At 52.9% G+C, this 14654-nt stretch carries 13 protein-coding genes; 12 read left to right on the top strand and 1 reads right to left on the bottom strand.

The window, feature by feature from the left end; translation table 11 throughout:
* The first annotated feature begins 5 nt into the window (after window positions 1-5).
* From GA565_RS16760 to GA565_RS16730, 7 genes are all read left to right on the top strand, one after another.
* Window positions 6-989, top strand: coding sequence for a carbohydrate ABC transporter permease (locus tag GA565_RS16760; protein WP_152199491.1), 984 nt, complete (start codon window positions 6-8; stop codon window positions 987-989).
* Window positions 989-1834 carry a carbohydrate ABC transporter permease gene (locus GA565_RS16755; protein ID WP_152199489.1) on the top strand — a complete coding sequence of 282 codons (846 nt, stop codon included), beginning with the start codon at window positions 989-991 and terminating at the stop codon, window positions 1832-1834. Before GA565_RS16760 ends, GA565_RS16755 begins: the two co-directional genes overlap by 1 nt.
* Window positions 1835-1869: 35 nt before the next feature.
* Window positions 1870-3231 (top strand): alpha-glucosidase, encoded by a 1362-nt coding sequence (locus GA565_RS16750; RefSeq protein WP_055783455.1) that lies wholly within the window; start codon window positions 1870-1872, stop codon window positions 3229-3231.
* Window positions 3232-3294: 63 nt separating this feature from the next.
* The gene (locus tag GA565_RS16745; RefSeq protein ID WP_152199487.1) at window positions 3295-4404 is read left to right on the top strand and encodes an ABC transporter ATP-binding protein; all 1110 of its coding nucleotides are present in this window, start codon (window positions 3295-3297) and stop codon (window positions 4402-4404) included.
* Window positions 4405-4426: 22 nt separating this feature from the next.
* Entirely contained in the window at window positions 4427-6082 is a 1656-nt protein-coding gene (locus GA565_RS16740) for an alpha-glucosidase (RefSeq protein ID WP_152199485.1), read from the top strand.
* Window positions 6082-7740 carry an alpha-glucosidase gene (locus GA565_RS16735; protein WP_055783772.1) on the top strand — a complete coding sequence of 553 codons (1659 nt, stop codon included), beginning with the start codon at window positions 6082-6084 and terminating at the stop codon, window positions 7738-7740. Before GA565_RS16740 ends, GA565_RS16735 begins: the two co-directional genes overlap by 1 nt.
* Before the next feature lie 84 nt (window positions 7741-7824).
* A complete protein-coding gene (locus GA565_RS16730) occupies window positions 7825-8187 on the top strand; it encodes a hypothetical protein (protein WP_152199484.1) in 363 nt (120 codons plus the stop codon).
* Window positions 8188-8285: 98 nt separating this feature from the next.
* Here GA565_RS16730 and GA565_RS16725 read toward each other — a convergent pair whose 3' ends face one another.
* Window positions 8286-8477 (bottom strand): hypothetical protein, encoded by a 192-nt coding sequence (locus tag GA565_RS16725; protein WP_055783471.1) that lies wholly within the window; start codon window positions 8475-8477, stop codon window positions 8286-8288.
* Window positions 8478-8906: 429 nt separating this feature from the next.
* Between GA565_RS16725 and GA565_RS16720 the strand changes: the two genes are divergently transcribed.
* The 5 genes from GA565_RS16720 (at window position 8907) to tmaR (ending at window position 14571) form a co-directional block, all read left to right on the top strand.
* Window positions 8907-9647, top strand: coding sequence for an IclR family transcriptional regulator (locus GA565_RS16720; protein WP_152199482.1), 741 nt, complete (start codon window positions 8907-8909; stop codon window positions 9645-9647).
* 32 nt (window positions 9648-9679) lie between these two features.
* Window positions 9680-11095 (top strand): YfcC family protein, encoded by a 1416-nt coding sequence (locus GA565_RS16715; protein ID WP_152199480.1) that lies wholly within the window; start codon window positions 9680-9682, stop codon window positions 11093-11095.
* Window positions 11096-11119: 24 nt separating this feature from the next.
* Window positions 11120-12979: a CocE/NonD family hydrolase gene (locus tag GA565_RS16710; RefSeq protein ID WP_226950986.1), complete on the top strand. Its 1860-nt coding sequence runs from the start codon at window positions 11120-11122 to the stop codon at window positions 12977-12979.
* 103 nt (window positions 12980-13082) lie between these two features.
* On the top strand, window positions 13083-14177 hold the full coding sequence (locus tag GA565_RS16705) for an FUSC family protein (protein WP_152201573.1): 1095 nt from the start codon (window positions 13083-13085) through the stop codon (window positions 14175-14177).
* Window positions 14178-14238: 61 nt separating this feature from the next.
* Window positions 14239-14571: a PTS system regulator TmaR gene (gene tmaR, locus GA565_RS16700; protein WP_152199479.1), complete on the top strand. Its 333-nt coding sequence runs from the start codon at window positions 14239-14241 to the stop codon at window positions 14569-14571.
* Window positions 14572-14654 lie beyond the last annotated feature (83 nt).

Below are 14654 nucleotides of genomic sequence, written 5' to 3'. Positions count from 1 at the left end.
GATGCATGAAGCAAGAAACACGCTCTTTATCCCTTTCTGACGATAACCTTGGCAGCGGTGCGCAAAAGCGCAGCAAGTCGAGTTATCAGCTACGCCGCAGTCGTATTGCCTGGCTATTGCTCGCACCCTCTGTTCTGTTGCTGGCCGCCGTTGCAGGCTGGCCGCTGTTTCGCACGCTGTTTTACAGCTTTACCGACGCGATGCTGGACGCACCCGAGGACTACCACTTTGTTGGATTCGCCAACTACTTTGACCTGGCTGAGGGGGGCCATCATTACGGCGTGCTGGCCGACCCACTTTGGTGGCTGGCGGTGGGCAACACGCTGCGCTTTAGTCTGATATCGGTCTCGCTTGAGCTGGTGTTCGGCATGCTGCTGGCGCTGCTGATGAATCAGAAGTTCCGCGGTCAGGGGCTGGTGCGCACCGCCATTCTCGTGCCGTGGGCTATCCCGACGATTGTGTCTGCCAGAATGTGGAGCTGGATGTTCCACGACCAGTACGGCGTGGTAAATGACCTGCTGCTCAAAATAGGCGTCATCAATACGCCGCTGGCCTGGGTGGCTGATCCTGGGCTTTCAATGTGGGCGGTGATCATCGTCGACGTCTGGAAAACCACACCGTTTATGGCGCTGATGCTTCTGGCTGCGCTACAGCTTATCCCGCGCGATTTATACGAAGCGGCAAGGATTGACGGAGCCAACGCCTGGCAACGTTTTCGTCGTATCACTCTGCCGTTAATCATGCCGGCGATGATCGTGGCGCTTATTTTCCGCGTCATGGATGCGCTGCGCGTCTTTGACCTGATTTATATCTTGACGTCGAACAGTGAAGCTACCGTTTCCGTCTCCGGCTATGCGCGAGACTTGCTGGTGAGTTATCAGGAAATGGGCTCCGGTTCCGCCGCATCGGTGCTGGTATTCATGATGGTCGCGGGTATTGCAGCCTGCTTCCTGATGCTGGGCCGCCGCCGTCATTCAGAGGAAAAATAATGAGACTGAATCGTCAACAGCAACAGCTTGCCCATCGTTCACTCTTGCTGGCAGGAGCCACGCTGGCCTGTCTAATCTGCCTGTTCCCGTTTTATTACGCGATTATCACCTCGCTGCGCTCGGGACAAAACCTGTTCAACGTAGTCTGGCTGCCCAATGAATTGAACTGGAGTAACTACGTCACGGCGCTGATGGACAACGGCATCGCCCGTAGCCTGTTCAACTCTGCCGTGGTGGCCACGCTGACGGTCGGCCTGTGCTTATTGGTGTCGATCACCGCCGCTTTTGCCCTGTCGCGCATTCACTTTAAAGGCCGCAAATATCTGCTGTTCACCATTCTTTGCGTGTCGATGTTCCCACAAGTGGCGGTGCTGTCGGGCATGTTTGAACTGGTACGTTTTATGGGGCTTTATGACTCGCTTGGCGCGCTGGTGCTGTCTTACACCACTTTTTCGCTGCCGTTCACCATCTGGGTCCTGACCACCTTCATGAAGGCAATCCCGAAGGAGCTTGAAGAGGCGGCCATCGTCGACGGCGCAAGCACCTGGACCATTATCAGCCGCATTTTTGCACCGATCATGGGGCCGTCGTTGGTCACCACCGGACTGCTGGCGTTTATCGGCGCATGGAATGAATTCATGTTCGCCCTGACGTTTGTTATTTCCAGCGATAAACGCACTGTGCCGGTGGCTATCGGCATGCTGCAAGGCTCTTCTCAATATGAACTTCCGTGGGGAGCCATCATGGCCTCCTCGGTGATTGTCACGCTTCCTATTGTGGCGGTGGTGCTGATTTTCCAGCGACGCATCGTCAGTGGATTAACCAATGGCGCAGTCAAAGGCTGATGCCCAAATAACAACCGTCAGGAGACAGAACCAATATGGCTACAAAAATCGTATTAGTGGGCGCAGGCAGCGCACAGTTTGGCTACGGCACGCTGGGTGACATTTTCCAGAGCAAAACACTGTACGGCAGTGAAATCGTGCTGCTGGATATAAATCCCGCTGCGCTGGCGGTCACTGAAAAGACGGCCCGCGATTTTCTGGCAAAAGAAGACTTGCCGTTTATCATCAGCGCGACCACCGATCGCCGTACCGCGTTACGCGGGGCGGAGTTTGTCATCATTTCGATAGAAGTCGGGGACCGTTTTGCCCTGTGGGACCTGGACTGGCAAATCCCGCAGCAGTACGGCATTGCGCAGGTTTATGGTGAAAACGGCGGACCAGGGGGGTTATTCCATTCACTGCGCATCATTCCGCCTATTCTGGATATCTGTGCCGACGTGGCCGATATTTGCCCTAACGCGTGGGTGTTCAACTATTCAAACCCGATGAGCCGCATTTGCACCACCGTGCATCGCCGCTTTCCTGAGCTGAACTTTGTGGGCATGTGCCACGAAATCGCCTCGCTGGAGCGCTACCTGCCAGAAATGCTCGGCACCTCATTCGATAACCTGAACCTGCGCGCCGGTGGGCTTAACCATTTCAGCGTATTGCTTGAGGCAAGTTACAAAGACAGCGGCAAAGATGCTTATGCCGACGTACGTGCCAAAGCGCCGGATTACTTCTCAACCCTGCCCGGCTACAGCGATATCCTGGCCTACACGCGTATCCACGGCAAACTGGTGGAGACCGAGGGCAGCACCGAGCGCCACGCGCTGGGCGGCAAAGATAGCCGTTATCCGTGGGCGGATCGCACACTATTCAAAGAGATCCTCGAAAAATTCCATCATCTGCCGATCACCGGCGACAGTCACTTTGGCGAATACATCAGTTGGGCAGGCGAGGTCAGTGACCATCGCGGCATTCTCGACTTCTATACTTTCTATCGCAATTACCTCGGCGAGGCGCAGCCGAAAATAGAACTTAAGTTGAAAGAGAGAGTGGTGCCGATTATGGAAGGAATATTGACCGATTCAGGTTACGAGGAGTCAGCGGTCAATATTCCCAACCGCGGGTTTATCAAGCAACTGCCAGAGTTTATTGCCGTAGAGGTGCCAGCCATCATTGACCGCAAGGGCGTGCACGGCATTAACGTCACCGTTCCGGCGGGGATAGGCGGGCTGCTGAGCAATCAGATTGCCATTCATGACTTGACCGCCGAGGCGATCCTGACCGGTTCGCGCGACCTGGTTATTCAGGCGCTGCTGGTGGATTCGGTGAATAACAAATGCCGGGCGATCCCTGAGCTGGTGGACGTGATGATCTCTCGTCAGAGTCCGTGGCTCAATTATCTGAAATAGCCGCAGACTTCCCCCATGCCGGCGCACAGCCGGCATGACTTCAACCTGAATTCGGAGACTGATATGGCGCAACTGACGCTGGATAATATTCAAAAACGCTACGGTGCCAAGACCCAGGTCATCCACTCGCTGGATTTACAGATTAAAAGCGGGGAGTTTGTGGTGATCGTCGGGCCTTCGGGCTGCGGTAAGTCAACGCTGCTGCGCATGATTGCCGGGCTGGAAGAGATAAGCGGCGGCGGCATGTATATCGACGGTAATTACGTCAATGACGACAGTCCTGCCGAGCGCGGCATCGGGATGGTATTCCAGTCCTATGCGCTCTATCCGCACATGAGCGTGTATCAGAACATGGCGTTTGCGCTGGAGTTGGCGCGGTATTCGACGTCGGAGGTTGATCAACGGGTGCGGGAATGCGCGCGCATTTTACAACTGGAACCGTTGCTGGACCGGCGGCCGAAAGACCTGTCCGGCGGTCAGCGTCAGCGTGTGGCGATTGGTCGCGCCATTGTGCGTGAACCCAGACTGTTCCTTTTTGACGAGCCACTTTCCAACCTTGACGCCTCGCTGCGCGTGCAGATGCGCATGGAGGTTGCCGCCCTGCATAAGCGTTTGGGCGTCACCATTATTTATGTCACCCATGATCAGGTCGAAGCTATGACGTTGGCGGATCGCATTGTGGTGCTCAATCAGGGAAATATCGAACAGGTAGGCACGCCGCTGGAGCTGTATGACCATCCTGCCAATGAGTTTGTTGCCCAGTTTATCGGCTCGCCGAAGATGAATTTTATCCCGGCCATTTTGCGCCACTCCGGTGAACAACACAGTGTGGTCGAACTGGACAACGGCAAAACGCTGACGTTACCCATCGCGACGCCGGCCACGGCTGAGGGACGCAGCGTGAATATCGGCATTCGTCCTGAGCATATTAGAAGTGGCGATAGGCAACAGTGCGAATACCAGGGAGAGGTGATGTTTGTCGAACAGATGGGCAATGAAACGCTGCTGTATCTGGACAATGGCAATGCGGGCGAACCTTGGGTCGTCAGGCACGCCGAGCGTTCCGCGATTAACGTCGGCGAAACCGTCGGGGTGCGTCTGCCGGTGGAGTGCTGCTACCTGTTCGACAGCAAGGGCCGCGCATTCCAGCGCATCCTGTCAAAGAGACATTAACGGGTTTGGGGAAGCTTAATTGATGAGTGATACGCATAGCGCACCAGGCTGGAAGGACGCGGTGGTTTATCAGGTCTATCCGCGCAGCTTTATGGACAGTAACGGCGACGGTATCGGCGACCTTAACGGTATTATCAGCAAACTGGATTATCTGCAGCAGCTTGGCATCAATCTGCTGTGGTTATCGCCGGTTTACCGCTCGCCCATGGATGACAATGGTTATGACATCTCCGACTACGAGGACATTGCGGAAATATTTGGCTCAATGGCTGACATGGAGCGTCTCATTGTCGAGGCCAAGGCGCGTGATATCCATATTTTGATGGACCTGGTGGTCAACCACACTTCCGATGAACACCCGTGGTTTATCGATGCAATTAGCTCAACAAACAGCGCGTACCGTGATTTCTATATTTGGCGAAAACCTGGCGCCGACGGTGGGCCGCCCAATGACTTGCGCTCCAACTTTGGCGGCAGCGCCAGGACATTCGATAAGCCGAGCGGCGAATACTATCTGCATCAGTTTTCGACCCGCCAGCCGGATCTAAATTGGGATAATCCTCGCGTTCGCGTCGAGGTTCACGCCATGATGAATCGCTGGTTGGATAAGGGTATCGGCGGATTTCGAATGGACGTTATTGACCTGATTGGTAAAGAGGTCGATCAACAAATTATGGCCAACGGGAAAAATCTTCATCTGTATCTTCAGCAGATGAATCGGGCGACCTTTGGTAAACGCAACAGTATTACGGTGGGTGAAGCGTGGAGCGCCACGCCGGAAGATGCCCTGCTTTACAGCGCCGAGGAGCGCAAAGAGCTGACGATGGTCTTTCAGTTTGAGCACATCAAGCTTTTCTGGGACCCGCATCAAGGCAAATGGTGCAACCAACCTTTCGACCTGCTGCGTTTTAAAGCGGTGATCAACAAGTGGCAGACGGCTTTGGCGCATCGCGGCTGGAATTCGCTGTTTTGGAGCAATCACGATTTGCCGCGCGCGGTTTCCAAATTTGGTGATGATGGCCAGTATCGCGTGGTGTCAGCGAAAATGCTCGCCACCGCACTCCACTGCTTAAAGGGGACGCCCTATATATATCAGGGCGAGGAGATTGGCATGACCAACGTGCATTTTGCCCATATTGAAGATTATCGCGATATCGAAAGCCTGAATCTTTATCAGGAACGGATTGCCGAAGGGGTAAGCCACGCGCAGATGATAGGCGGCATACACGCCAACGGACGTGACAATGCGCGCACGCCGATGCAGTGGGACAGCAGCGCGAATGCCGGTTTTACCGACGGTCAGCCGTGGATTGCATTGAATCCGAACTATGAGCAAGTGAACGTGGCGGCGGCGCTTGCCGATCCCAACTCTGTTTTTTATCACTATCAGCAACTGATCGCCTTGCGCAAACAGCTGCCACTTTTAGTGCACGGCGATTTTCAGCAAGTTTTTGCCGAGCATACGAAAGTGTTTGCCTGGTTGCGCACCCTAGAGAAGCAGATGCTGCTGGTTATCAATAACTTCACGCGCGAGCATCTTACGCTCGACGTGCCAAAAAATTTGCAGTCGTTGCAGGGCCGCTGTCTTATCAGTAACTGTGCGCCGCGTGAGCAGCTTGACGCACAACTGGAACTGCAACCCTATGAATCTTTTGCAATAATTTTTGAGAGGTCATGATGGCAAACTGGTGGAAAGAGGCTGTGGCGTACCAGATTTACCCGCGCAGCTTTAAAGACAGCAACGACGACGGCATCGGTGACCTGAATGGCATCACTGACAAGCTCGATTATCTTCAAGACTTGGGGATCACTCTTATTTGGATCTGCCCGATGTACAAATCGCCCAATGATGATAACGGTTATGACATCAGTGATTATCAGCAAATCATGGCAGAGTTTGGCACAATGGCCGATTTTGACCGCCTGCTTGAGCAAGTCCATGCACGCGGTATGCGCCTGATTATTGATTTGGTGGTAAACCATACCTCCGACGAACATCCGTGGTTTTTGGAGTCGAGCGCCTCGCGTAATAATCCAAAGCGCGACTGGTACATCTGGCGCGACGGCAAAAAAGGGGCCGAGCCCAATAACTGGGAAAGTATTTTCAACGGTTCTGCCTGGAAATACAGCGCCACCAGCGGGCAGTACTTTCTGCATTTATTTTCAGAAAGACAGCCGGACCTCAACTGGGAGAACCCAGAAGTGCGCGAGGCGGTGTACACGATGATGCGCTGGTGGCTCGACAAAGGCATCGACGGTTTCCGCATAGACGCCATCTGCCACATGAAAAAAGAGTCGGCTCTGAGTGATATGCCCAATCCATTGGGGCTGCCTTTTGTGCCGTCGTTCGAACGCCATTTGAACTATGACGGGCTGCTCGATTACGTCGATGACATGTGCGAGCAAGTGTTCAATCGTTACGACATTGTCACCGTCGGCGAAATGAACGGGGCTTCCGCCGAGCAAGGCGAAGCGTGGGTAGGGGAGCAGCACGGCAGGCTGAACATGATCTTTCAGTTTGAGCACGTGAAGTTGTGGCAGGACGGCCAACGCGACAGACCGGATGCCGGGCTCGACCTGATAGGGTTAAAAAATATCTTTACCCGTTGGCAGACCTTGTTGGAAAACAAAGGCTGGAATGCGCTGTACGTCGAGAATCATGACCTGCCTCGCGTGGTATCTGGCTGGGGCGACGTTGAGCATTACCATCACGAAAGTGCAACGGCCATTGCCGCGATGTATTTCCTGATGAAAGGTACGCCGTTTATTTATCAGGGACAGGAATTGGGCATGACCAACACCCACTTTGCCAGTCTGGATGATTTTGATGACGTGGCCGCTAAAAAACGCGCGGTTGAAATGCGACGCCAGGGCAGAGACGAAGCGGATATTCTGGCATTTCTAAGCCGCAGCGGGCGCGATAACTCACGTACGCCAATGCAGTGGGATGACAGTGCCAACGGCGGTTTTAGTGCGGCAACGCCGTGGTATCCGGCGAACGGAAATTACCGTGAAATCAACGTGGCGCGTCAACGCGAAGACAGCGGTTCGATACTGAATTTTTATCGTGCACTCATTGCTCTGCGTCGGCAGATGCCAGTGCTTATCGAGGGAAGTTATGCACTGCTGCTGCCCACTGACCCGAATATTTATGCCTACACCCGGACGCTGAACGACAGCCAGGCGGTGGTTATCGGTAATTTCAGTCCCCAGGATCAGGACGTCAATGTGCAACAGTTGGCGCTGGAAGGCTGGCAATTACTGCTGGGTAATTATCACGATGAAGGTGAGTTGCAAAGACTGCGCCCCTATGAAACGCGGATTTATCAGCGCTAGGAGGCTAAATCCTTTCTGATTGGGGTTTTCCGCAGTGCGTCACCGATGCTATTCTCTGTACATATCATTATGTTGGGGGATGGCATGCTAAAAAAATCATTAATATCAATCATCATCTTATTTGCTTTGCCGTTAACGGCCTCTGCTGCTCAAAATTTTCAATGCAGCGTGACGCACAATACCGAAGGCGATGATGGTACGGTTCATTCTGAGCGGATCAGCGCCAATGGCGAATTGACCGACAGCGGCAGCACGTTCTCCATTAGCCCTGAAGGCAAGGGGATCGTCACCAGTCCGGAACTTAAAACGGTTAAGACGCCCGACGGCGGCAAGATATTTACCGCTAAAACGATTGATGGCATGGTGTTTGCCAAGTTTGGTGACAGCTATGTGATGCGCAATGCCAAAGAAGGTTACGTGTACTCCGACTGCAAGCCTGCCAGTTAGTGATGTGTTAAAGGGGGGAATAAACCTACCTTGTTAATAATGAAAAACCCGCCATGGCGGGTTTTTTAATTCAGTATGCCTACCTGTGCAGGCTGCTGTCAGGACGTGAACTTCAACGTCTTCTTGGCATTTTTGGCTGACTCAATGGGATGCTCTGATTTTAGCCATTCATCAAATTTTGTGTAGGATTCCAAAAATTTCACAAAGTAGGTCACCTCAGTCAATTTTTCGGCGTTACTGTCCATAAATTTAGAAGCAAGTTTGAAAGCATCTTCATTATCAAACTTCATAAATACACCTCGACTAGATTTGAAAATCCAAAATGCGATCGATTCAGAATCAGCGCTAATTCTGATTGAGATCAGTGGACACAAAACAACTGTAATATTATTTAACGTAAAGTTACTGAATTCAGACACTATCACAGAATATTAACATTTGTAAAAAATTGCACCTTTTTAGAAACCCATATCTAAAAATTTATCGGACTGTCATACACCAGCAATATCCCCTCCCGCAGACCAAAACTTATCCCGTTGCCCCGATAAATTCATTGACGCTTCAGCGAACGCATTTTAAGCAGAATAAAACACTGTGAGCAGAGGCGCAGTTGTGATCTGGACACCCTTGTCATCATTCATGAATCGTGTAATGTTTAATTTCATCAAAAATAAAACACCGGTTTTATAGACGAACCGATTGATATAAAAGGAATTATCATGAGCGATTTGGGCGTCGCCAGCGTTGACAGCGCGCTGCAGCTTTTGAACTTGCTGGCCGACAAACCGGGCGTGGGGTTAAGCGAGATTGCGCGCCTGAGTGGCATCAACAAGTCGCGCGTTTACCGCCTGCTGTGCACGTTGGAAGCACGTTTTTATGTGCAAAAAAGTGCAGACCCGGTGACCTACCGCCTTGGGCATCAAATTTTGGTGCTTGGCGTGGGAGCACGCAGTCAAAACCTGCTGCTGCAGGCTGCAGAACCGCTGCTCGACAGGCTGAGTCAACATCTCAATGAAAACTTGCAGATAAGGCTCTGTGAGGGCGAGGAAGTGGTGCAGATAGCGGCGAGAACCTCAAAACAAACGCTGCAGGTGCGCAGCTTGATAGGCAACCGGCGTCAATTGGGCGAAGGGCCTTCCGGCAAGCTGCTGTTGGCCTATGCCGCGCATGACTTGCAGGACAAATACCTGCAGCAGTCAGACAGTCCCGCTCAACTTTCTGCGCAATGGCTGAACATTCGCCAACAACGGCTGGCGCGATCTGAAGGTGAGCTTACCCCCGGAGTATGGGCGTTTGCCGTGCCTATTTTCGACAGCCAGCGTCGCTGTATAGCTTCGCTAAGCCTCAGCGCCCCGGTGCAGCGCGCTGAAATCAACGCTGACAACATTATTGCGCAACTGACTCAGGCGGCGGCAGAAATTTCGAGCCAGTTAGGCTGCCCGAACGACTCCTCCTTTTAACGGCTGTTTTATCTTAACCAGAGGGCAACACCATGACGGAATCCGGCTTAAAGACCGGCAAGAGCTTCACTCCTGCAAAGCAAATGAACCCGACGTTAGTTTTGCTGTTTATTGTCGTGATTGCGGTGGTGATGACTTGGATACTTAGCTCCGGAGAGTTTCAGCATCAGGGCCAAAAAGTGATCCCCGGCACTTATCAGCAGATTGAAAAACATTTTTCACTGTCGCAGATGATAGGCCTGGGTGAGGCTCCACCGGCGGGGCAGGCCGCACCGGTTGGCATTATCGACGGCATAATGGCGATACCTGCCGGTATTGTAAAACAAGCCGGACTTATCGTTATGGTGCTGTTTATCGGCGGTATGTTCGGTGTGCTTAATCAGTCGGGGGCCATTGAGGCCTCGCTGGAGCGCCTGCTGGGCGTCACCAAAGGTAATATTTACGTTTTAGTGCCGACACTGATGCTGGTCTTTTCGGCCGGAAGCACGTTTATGGGGCTGGCCAAGGAGTACCTGCTGGTGATCCCGCTGGTGGTAGCGCTCATGAATCGTCTCGGACTGCCGAACATTCTCGGACTGGCCGTGGTAGCGATTGCCGTCAAGGTCGGATATTTGGCGTCGGTCACTAACCCTTATGCGCTGTCGATTGCCCAGCCGCTGGTCGGGGTACAAATTTTCAGTGGTCTGAGCCTCCGATTAACCGCCTATGCGCTGTTTATGCTGGTGGGCATCACGTTTGTGTTGTGGGCGATACGCCGTCACGGCAAGCTTAATCAGGACGTCGAGGTCAGTTTTTCGGTAAAACCTCTGTCACTGCGCCACAGTCTGATGATGACAGCACTGCTAGTGGGCATTGCGTTTATGGTATTCGCCGCCAATCAGTGGCATTGGAAAAACACGCAACTTTCAGCCTACTATCTGTTTTTAAGCATGATTTTTGCGTTGATGAGCGGAATGGGGGCCAGCGCTTCGGCGGATGCATTTGTCAGTGGCATGAAAAAAGTGCTGATTGCCGGTCTGCTGATTGGTCTGGCTACCGCGGTTGAAATTGTGCTGACTCAGGGGCGGGTGATGGACACGATGATCAACGCGCTGGTGCAGCTGGTGGGGCAGCACGGTCCTTATATGTCGGCCTATGGCATGTTTATTTGCCAGTTGTTACTCGACATTGTCATTCCTTCTACTTCGGGGCAGGCGGCCGTCACTATGCCTATTCTTGGCCCGCTGGGTCAGCTTACCGGCGTGGCACCGCAGACCACCGTGTTCGCCTTTTTAATGGGCAACGGGCTAACCAACATGATCACGCCAACCTCGAGCGGGCTGCTTATTTTCTTGGCATCCGCTCAGGTGGGATGGACGCAGTGGGCCAAATTCGTGTTGCCGCTGTTTCTGATTTTTGCCGTTCTGGCGGTGGCAATGCTGACCTTTGCGGTGGCAATTGGCTATTAATTCCCCTGTTTTTTGGAAAATTTTATGCAAACTTTTAGAAAAATGATCCTGCTTGAGGATGTGATGGTCAGCTTGCGCGACGGCGTGCGTCTGGCTACTGACGTCTATTTACCTGAGTCAGCATCCGGCAGCGTATTTCCGGTGGTTATCGAACGTACGCCTTACAACAAGCGCGGCCAGTCACGCTCTGAGGTTAATTATGACGGGACGATGATTTCCCGTCTTGAAATGGCTCAGGCGTTGGTTAATCGCGGCTATGTGGCGGTGTTTCAGGACTGTCGAGGCTGCTACGGCTCCGAAGGCGTATTTACCAAATACACCTCTGAGGGGGTAGACGGCGTTGACACCTTGAAATGGATTATTGAACAACCTTGGTGCAACGGCGACATCGGTAGCATGGGCCTGTCCTACGCCGCACATACTCAGTTGGCGATGGCCTGCCTTAATCCACCGGGTCTGAAAACCATGGTGCTCGACTCTGGAGGGTTTCATAATGCCTTTCAGTGCGGCATTCGTCAGGGCGGCGCTTTTGAGCTTAAGCAGGCAACGTGGGCCTATAAATGGTCGCAGGAAAGCCCGCTGGCCCAGCAGAACCCTTTAGTGAAGCAAGCACTCAGGGAAGAGGATATTTTAAGCTGGTTTGCCAACATGCCCTGGTTCCCGGGGCATTCGCCGCTGCGCCACGTGCCTGAATTTGAAAACTATCTTTTTGAGCAATGGTCGCAGGGTGAGTTTGGCGAGTATTGGCGGCAAAACGGCCTCTACGCCGCCGACAGTTTTGCACTCATCCCCGATATGCCGGTGCTGTTTATGTCGAGTTGGTATGACGCCTATGTCAGCTCGACGCTCGAAAACTTTGCCGCGTTTTGTGAGAAAAAAACCGCCCCTCAGCGGCTGATCATGGGGCCTTGGCTGCACGGTGATCGTAACGTTACCTTCAGCGGGAACGCCGAATTTGGCGTCGCCGCCGCCTTTGACGGCAACGTGGCCGAAGACTGGTTAACCTGCCGGTTGGACTGGTTCGACCGTTGGTTGAAGAGCAGCGCACAAACTGAGCCGTCCGCGCATCAGGTGAGTGTGTTTGTGATGGGCGGCGGCAGCGGAGCGAAGGACGATGCGGGGCGTTTGCAGCACGGCGGTAAATGGCAGAGCGGCGAGCAGTGGCCGCTCAAGGGAAGCCGGCCGGCCACCTTCTTTTTACACCATGACGGTCAACTTTCCCCTGTCCTGGGGCAAACACAGTCCGCGCCGCTGCGCTATCTGGCCGACCCGTATCATCCGGTGCCCACCGTCGGCGGTTCTGTTACTTCAGGTCTGCCGGTGTTTCAGGGCGGTGCGTTTGATCAGCGCGAGAGTCCCGAATTTTTTGGCACTCGTGGTGATAATTTACCTCTCAGCGCCCGCGCCGACGTGCTTGTTTTTCAAACGCCCGTGCTGGAGGAGGACCTGTTGGTGGCGGGGGAGGTGACCATCAAACTGTGGATTTCCAGTTCGGCACCCGACACCGACTTTACCGCGAAGCTGGTTGACGTTTACCCACCGTCCGAGGATTACCCGCAGGGCTATGCGATGAATATTACCGACGGCATTATTCGCAGTCGCTATCGTCATGGCTGGGATCGGGCGCAAATGCTGACCGCCGACGACATTGTTGAAGTCACCGTCGAACCCTTTGCCACGTGTAACCTGTTTAAAAAGGGACACCGCATTCGGTTAGATATCGCCAGCAGCAACTTTCCGCGTTTCGACAGCAATCCCAACAGCGGTGAGCCACAGGGCCAGGCGCGGATGAAACAGGTGGCGACCAATCACGTCTTTGTCGATGCGTTGAGGCCCTCAAGACTGATCCTGAACGTTTTATCTGAAAACCCGCTAATTTCTTGATAAAACCAGAGGATTCCTTGATAAAAGCGGGGTGATCGACGGGTTCAACTCGGATAAAATAATGCTCTACTATTTATCCGGGTTGAACCAGGCGGTACCGGTTGTGCGTTTAGACAAAAAAATTTCCTCGCTAGATAACCTCATTTATTCCAATTATCGCATTACCCACGGGTTGCGAATGGGGCTGGCGTTTGTTCTCACCTTTATGATTGTTCGTCTGACGCATCTTCCCGAGGCGACCTGGCCGTTAATTACCCTCGTAGTCGTGATGGGCCCGATTTCGTTTTGGGGAAACGTGGTGCAGCGTGTTTCCGAAAGGATTATTGGCACCGTAGGTGGGTCAATTGCCGGTATGATTGCGCTGTGGCTGGAGCTGTACTCGTTGCCGGTAATGCTTGCATGGTGTGGACTGGTGGTGTTCGCCAGTGGTTATCTGGCGCTAGGCAAACGCGCTTATGCGGGGCTGCTGCTGGGTGTGACGCTGGCGGTCATTATCGGTGCAGGACCCGGTGAAATGGAAACCGCGCTGTGGCGAAGCGGTGACGTGCTCATCGGCTCGGTGCTGGCGCTGCTTTTTTCCAGCATTTACCCGCAGCGCGCCTTTATTCACTGGCGCATGCAAATGTCTGACTATCTGATGTCGCTCAATAAACTGCACAGCGCCTGGCTTTCGCCCAATATGCTCGAGCGTCCGCGTTTGCAGAAAAAGCTTAAGCAGGCGATGACGCAGATGATAAAAATGCGCGCACTGCACGCGGCTTCAAGCAAAGAGTCACATATTCAACGTGAAGTGTTTGATGCCACGCAAACGCTTTGCCGTAACCTTCTGTGTACGTTAGAGTTATTGGCTGATGCCTATTGGAGTTCGCGGGAAAGCCATTTTATTATGCTCAATGCCCGCACCCTGCGCCATACCCAACGCTCGATACTCGACTGCCTCGCGAAGCTTAGCGTTTTACTGCGCAACGGTTCCATTGGTGACGAGCTGACTATCAGCAACCAGTTGACCGAATCTGCGCAGGAATTGCAGGACCTGATGCAGTCAATGAACCGCGGCAAGAACCACGAAGCGCAAATTTACGGCTACGTCTGGCTCAGCATGCAGGTGACTGAACAGCTAAAATCTTTAGGCGATTTAATCACTATGGCGATGGATAAGCATGAGCCGGTTGTGGTCGCGCAGCCCGAATCCTGCTAATCTGTTCGCCATTGCGGGCAGTCAGTAAATGAATCTGTGTAACTTAATCGAAGGTGTAAAAATGGATAATACTACTAAGCCGAGTTTCCAGGACGTTCTGGAGTTTGTGCGTATTTTTCGTCGTAAAAACAAACTTCAACGTGAAATTGTCGATAACGAAAAGAAAATCCGCGATAACCAGAAACGTGTGTTGCTGCTCGACAACCTGAGTGATTACATTAAGCAAGGCATGAGCATCGACGACGTGCAGGGCATTATTGCCAACATGCGTGGCGACTATGAAGATCGCGTTGATGACTACATCATCAAAAACGCTGACCTGTCGAAAGAACGTCGTGAAATGTCTAAAAAACTGAAAGCGATGGGCGAAATCAAAGCCAACGAAGCCAAGTAAACCGCACTACATTCCTTCCCCAGCCCTTTTTCGCGGGGGAAGGCCTTGTCAACTCCCCCGCCTTAGTGCCTCCAATATCTCTG

This window comes from Rouxiella sp. S1S-2 (assembly GCF_009208105.1).
Lineage (GTDB): Bacteria > Pseudomonadota > Gammaproteobacteria > Enterobacterales > Enterobacteriaceae > Rouxiella.
Note: the sequence above shows the minus strand (reverse complement) of the source record. Positions and strands in the feature narration are given on the sequence as shown.

Coding starts and splice junctions, on each gene's coding strand:
- GA565_RS16740 (WP_152199485.1), top strand. CDS start 4,427: ATGAGTGATACGCATAGCGCACCAGGCTGGAAGGACGCGGTGGTTTAT.
- GA565_RS16735 (WP_055783772.1), top strand. CDS start 6,082: ATGGCAAACTGGTGGAAAGAGGCTGTGGCGTACCAGATTTACCCGCGC.
- GA565_RS16755 (WP_152199489.1), top strand. CDS start 989: ATGAGACTGAATCGTCAACAGCAACAGCTTGCCCATCGTTCACTCTTG.
- GA565_RS16725 (WP_055783471.1), bottom strand. CDS start 8,477: ATGAAGTTTGATAATGAAGATGCTTTCAAACTTGCTTCTAAATTTATG.
- GA565_RS16760 (WP_152199491.1), top strand. CDS start 6: ATGAAGCAAGAAACACGCTCTTTATCCCTTTCTGACGATAACCTTGGC.
- GA565_RS16745 (WP_152199487.1), top strand. CDS start 3,295: ATGGCGCAACTGACGCTGGATAATATTCAAAAACGCTACGGTGCCAAG.
- GA565_RS16730 (WP_152199484.1), top strand. CDS start 7,825: ATGCTAAAAAAATCATTAATATCAATCATCATCTTATTTGCTTTGCCG.
- GA565_RS16720 (WP_152199482.1), top strand. CDS start 8,907: ATGAGCGATTTGGGCGTCGCCAGCGTTGACAGCGCGCTGCAGCTTTTG.
- tmaR (WP_152199479.1), top strand. CDS start 14,239: ATGGATAATACTACTAAGCCGAGTTTCCAGGACGTTCTGGAGTTTGTG.
- GA565_RS16715 (WP_152199480.1), top strand. CDS start 9,680: ATGACGGAATCCGGCTTAAAGACCGGCAAGAGCTTCACTCCTGCAAAG.
- GA565_RS16710 (WP_226950986.1), top strand. CDS start 11,120: ATGCAAACTTTTAGAAAAATGATCCTGCTTGAGGATGTGATGGTCAGC.
- GA565_RS16750 (WP_055783455.1), top strand. CDS start 1,870: ATGGCTACAAAAATCGTATTAGTGGGCGCAGGCAGCGCACAGTTTGGC.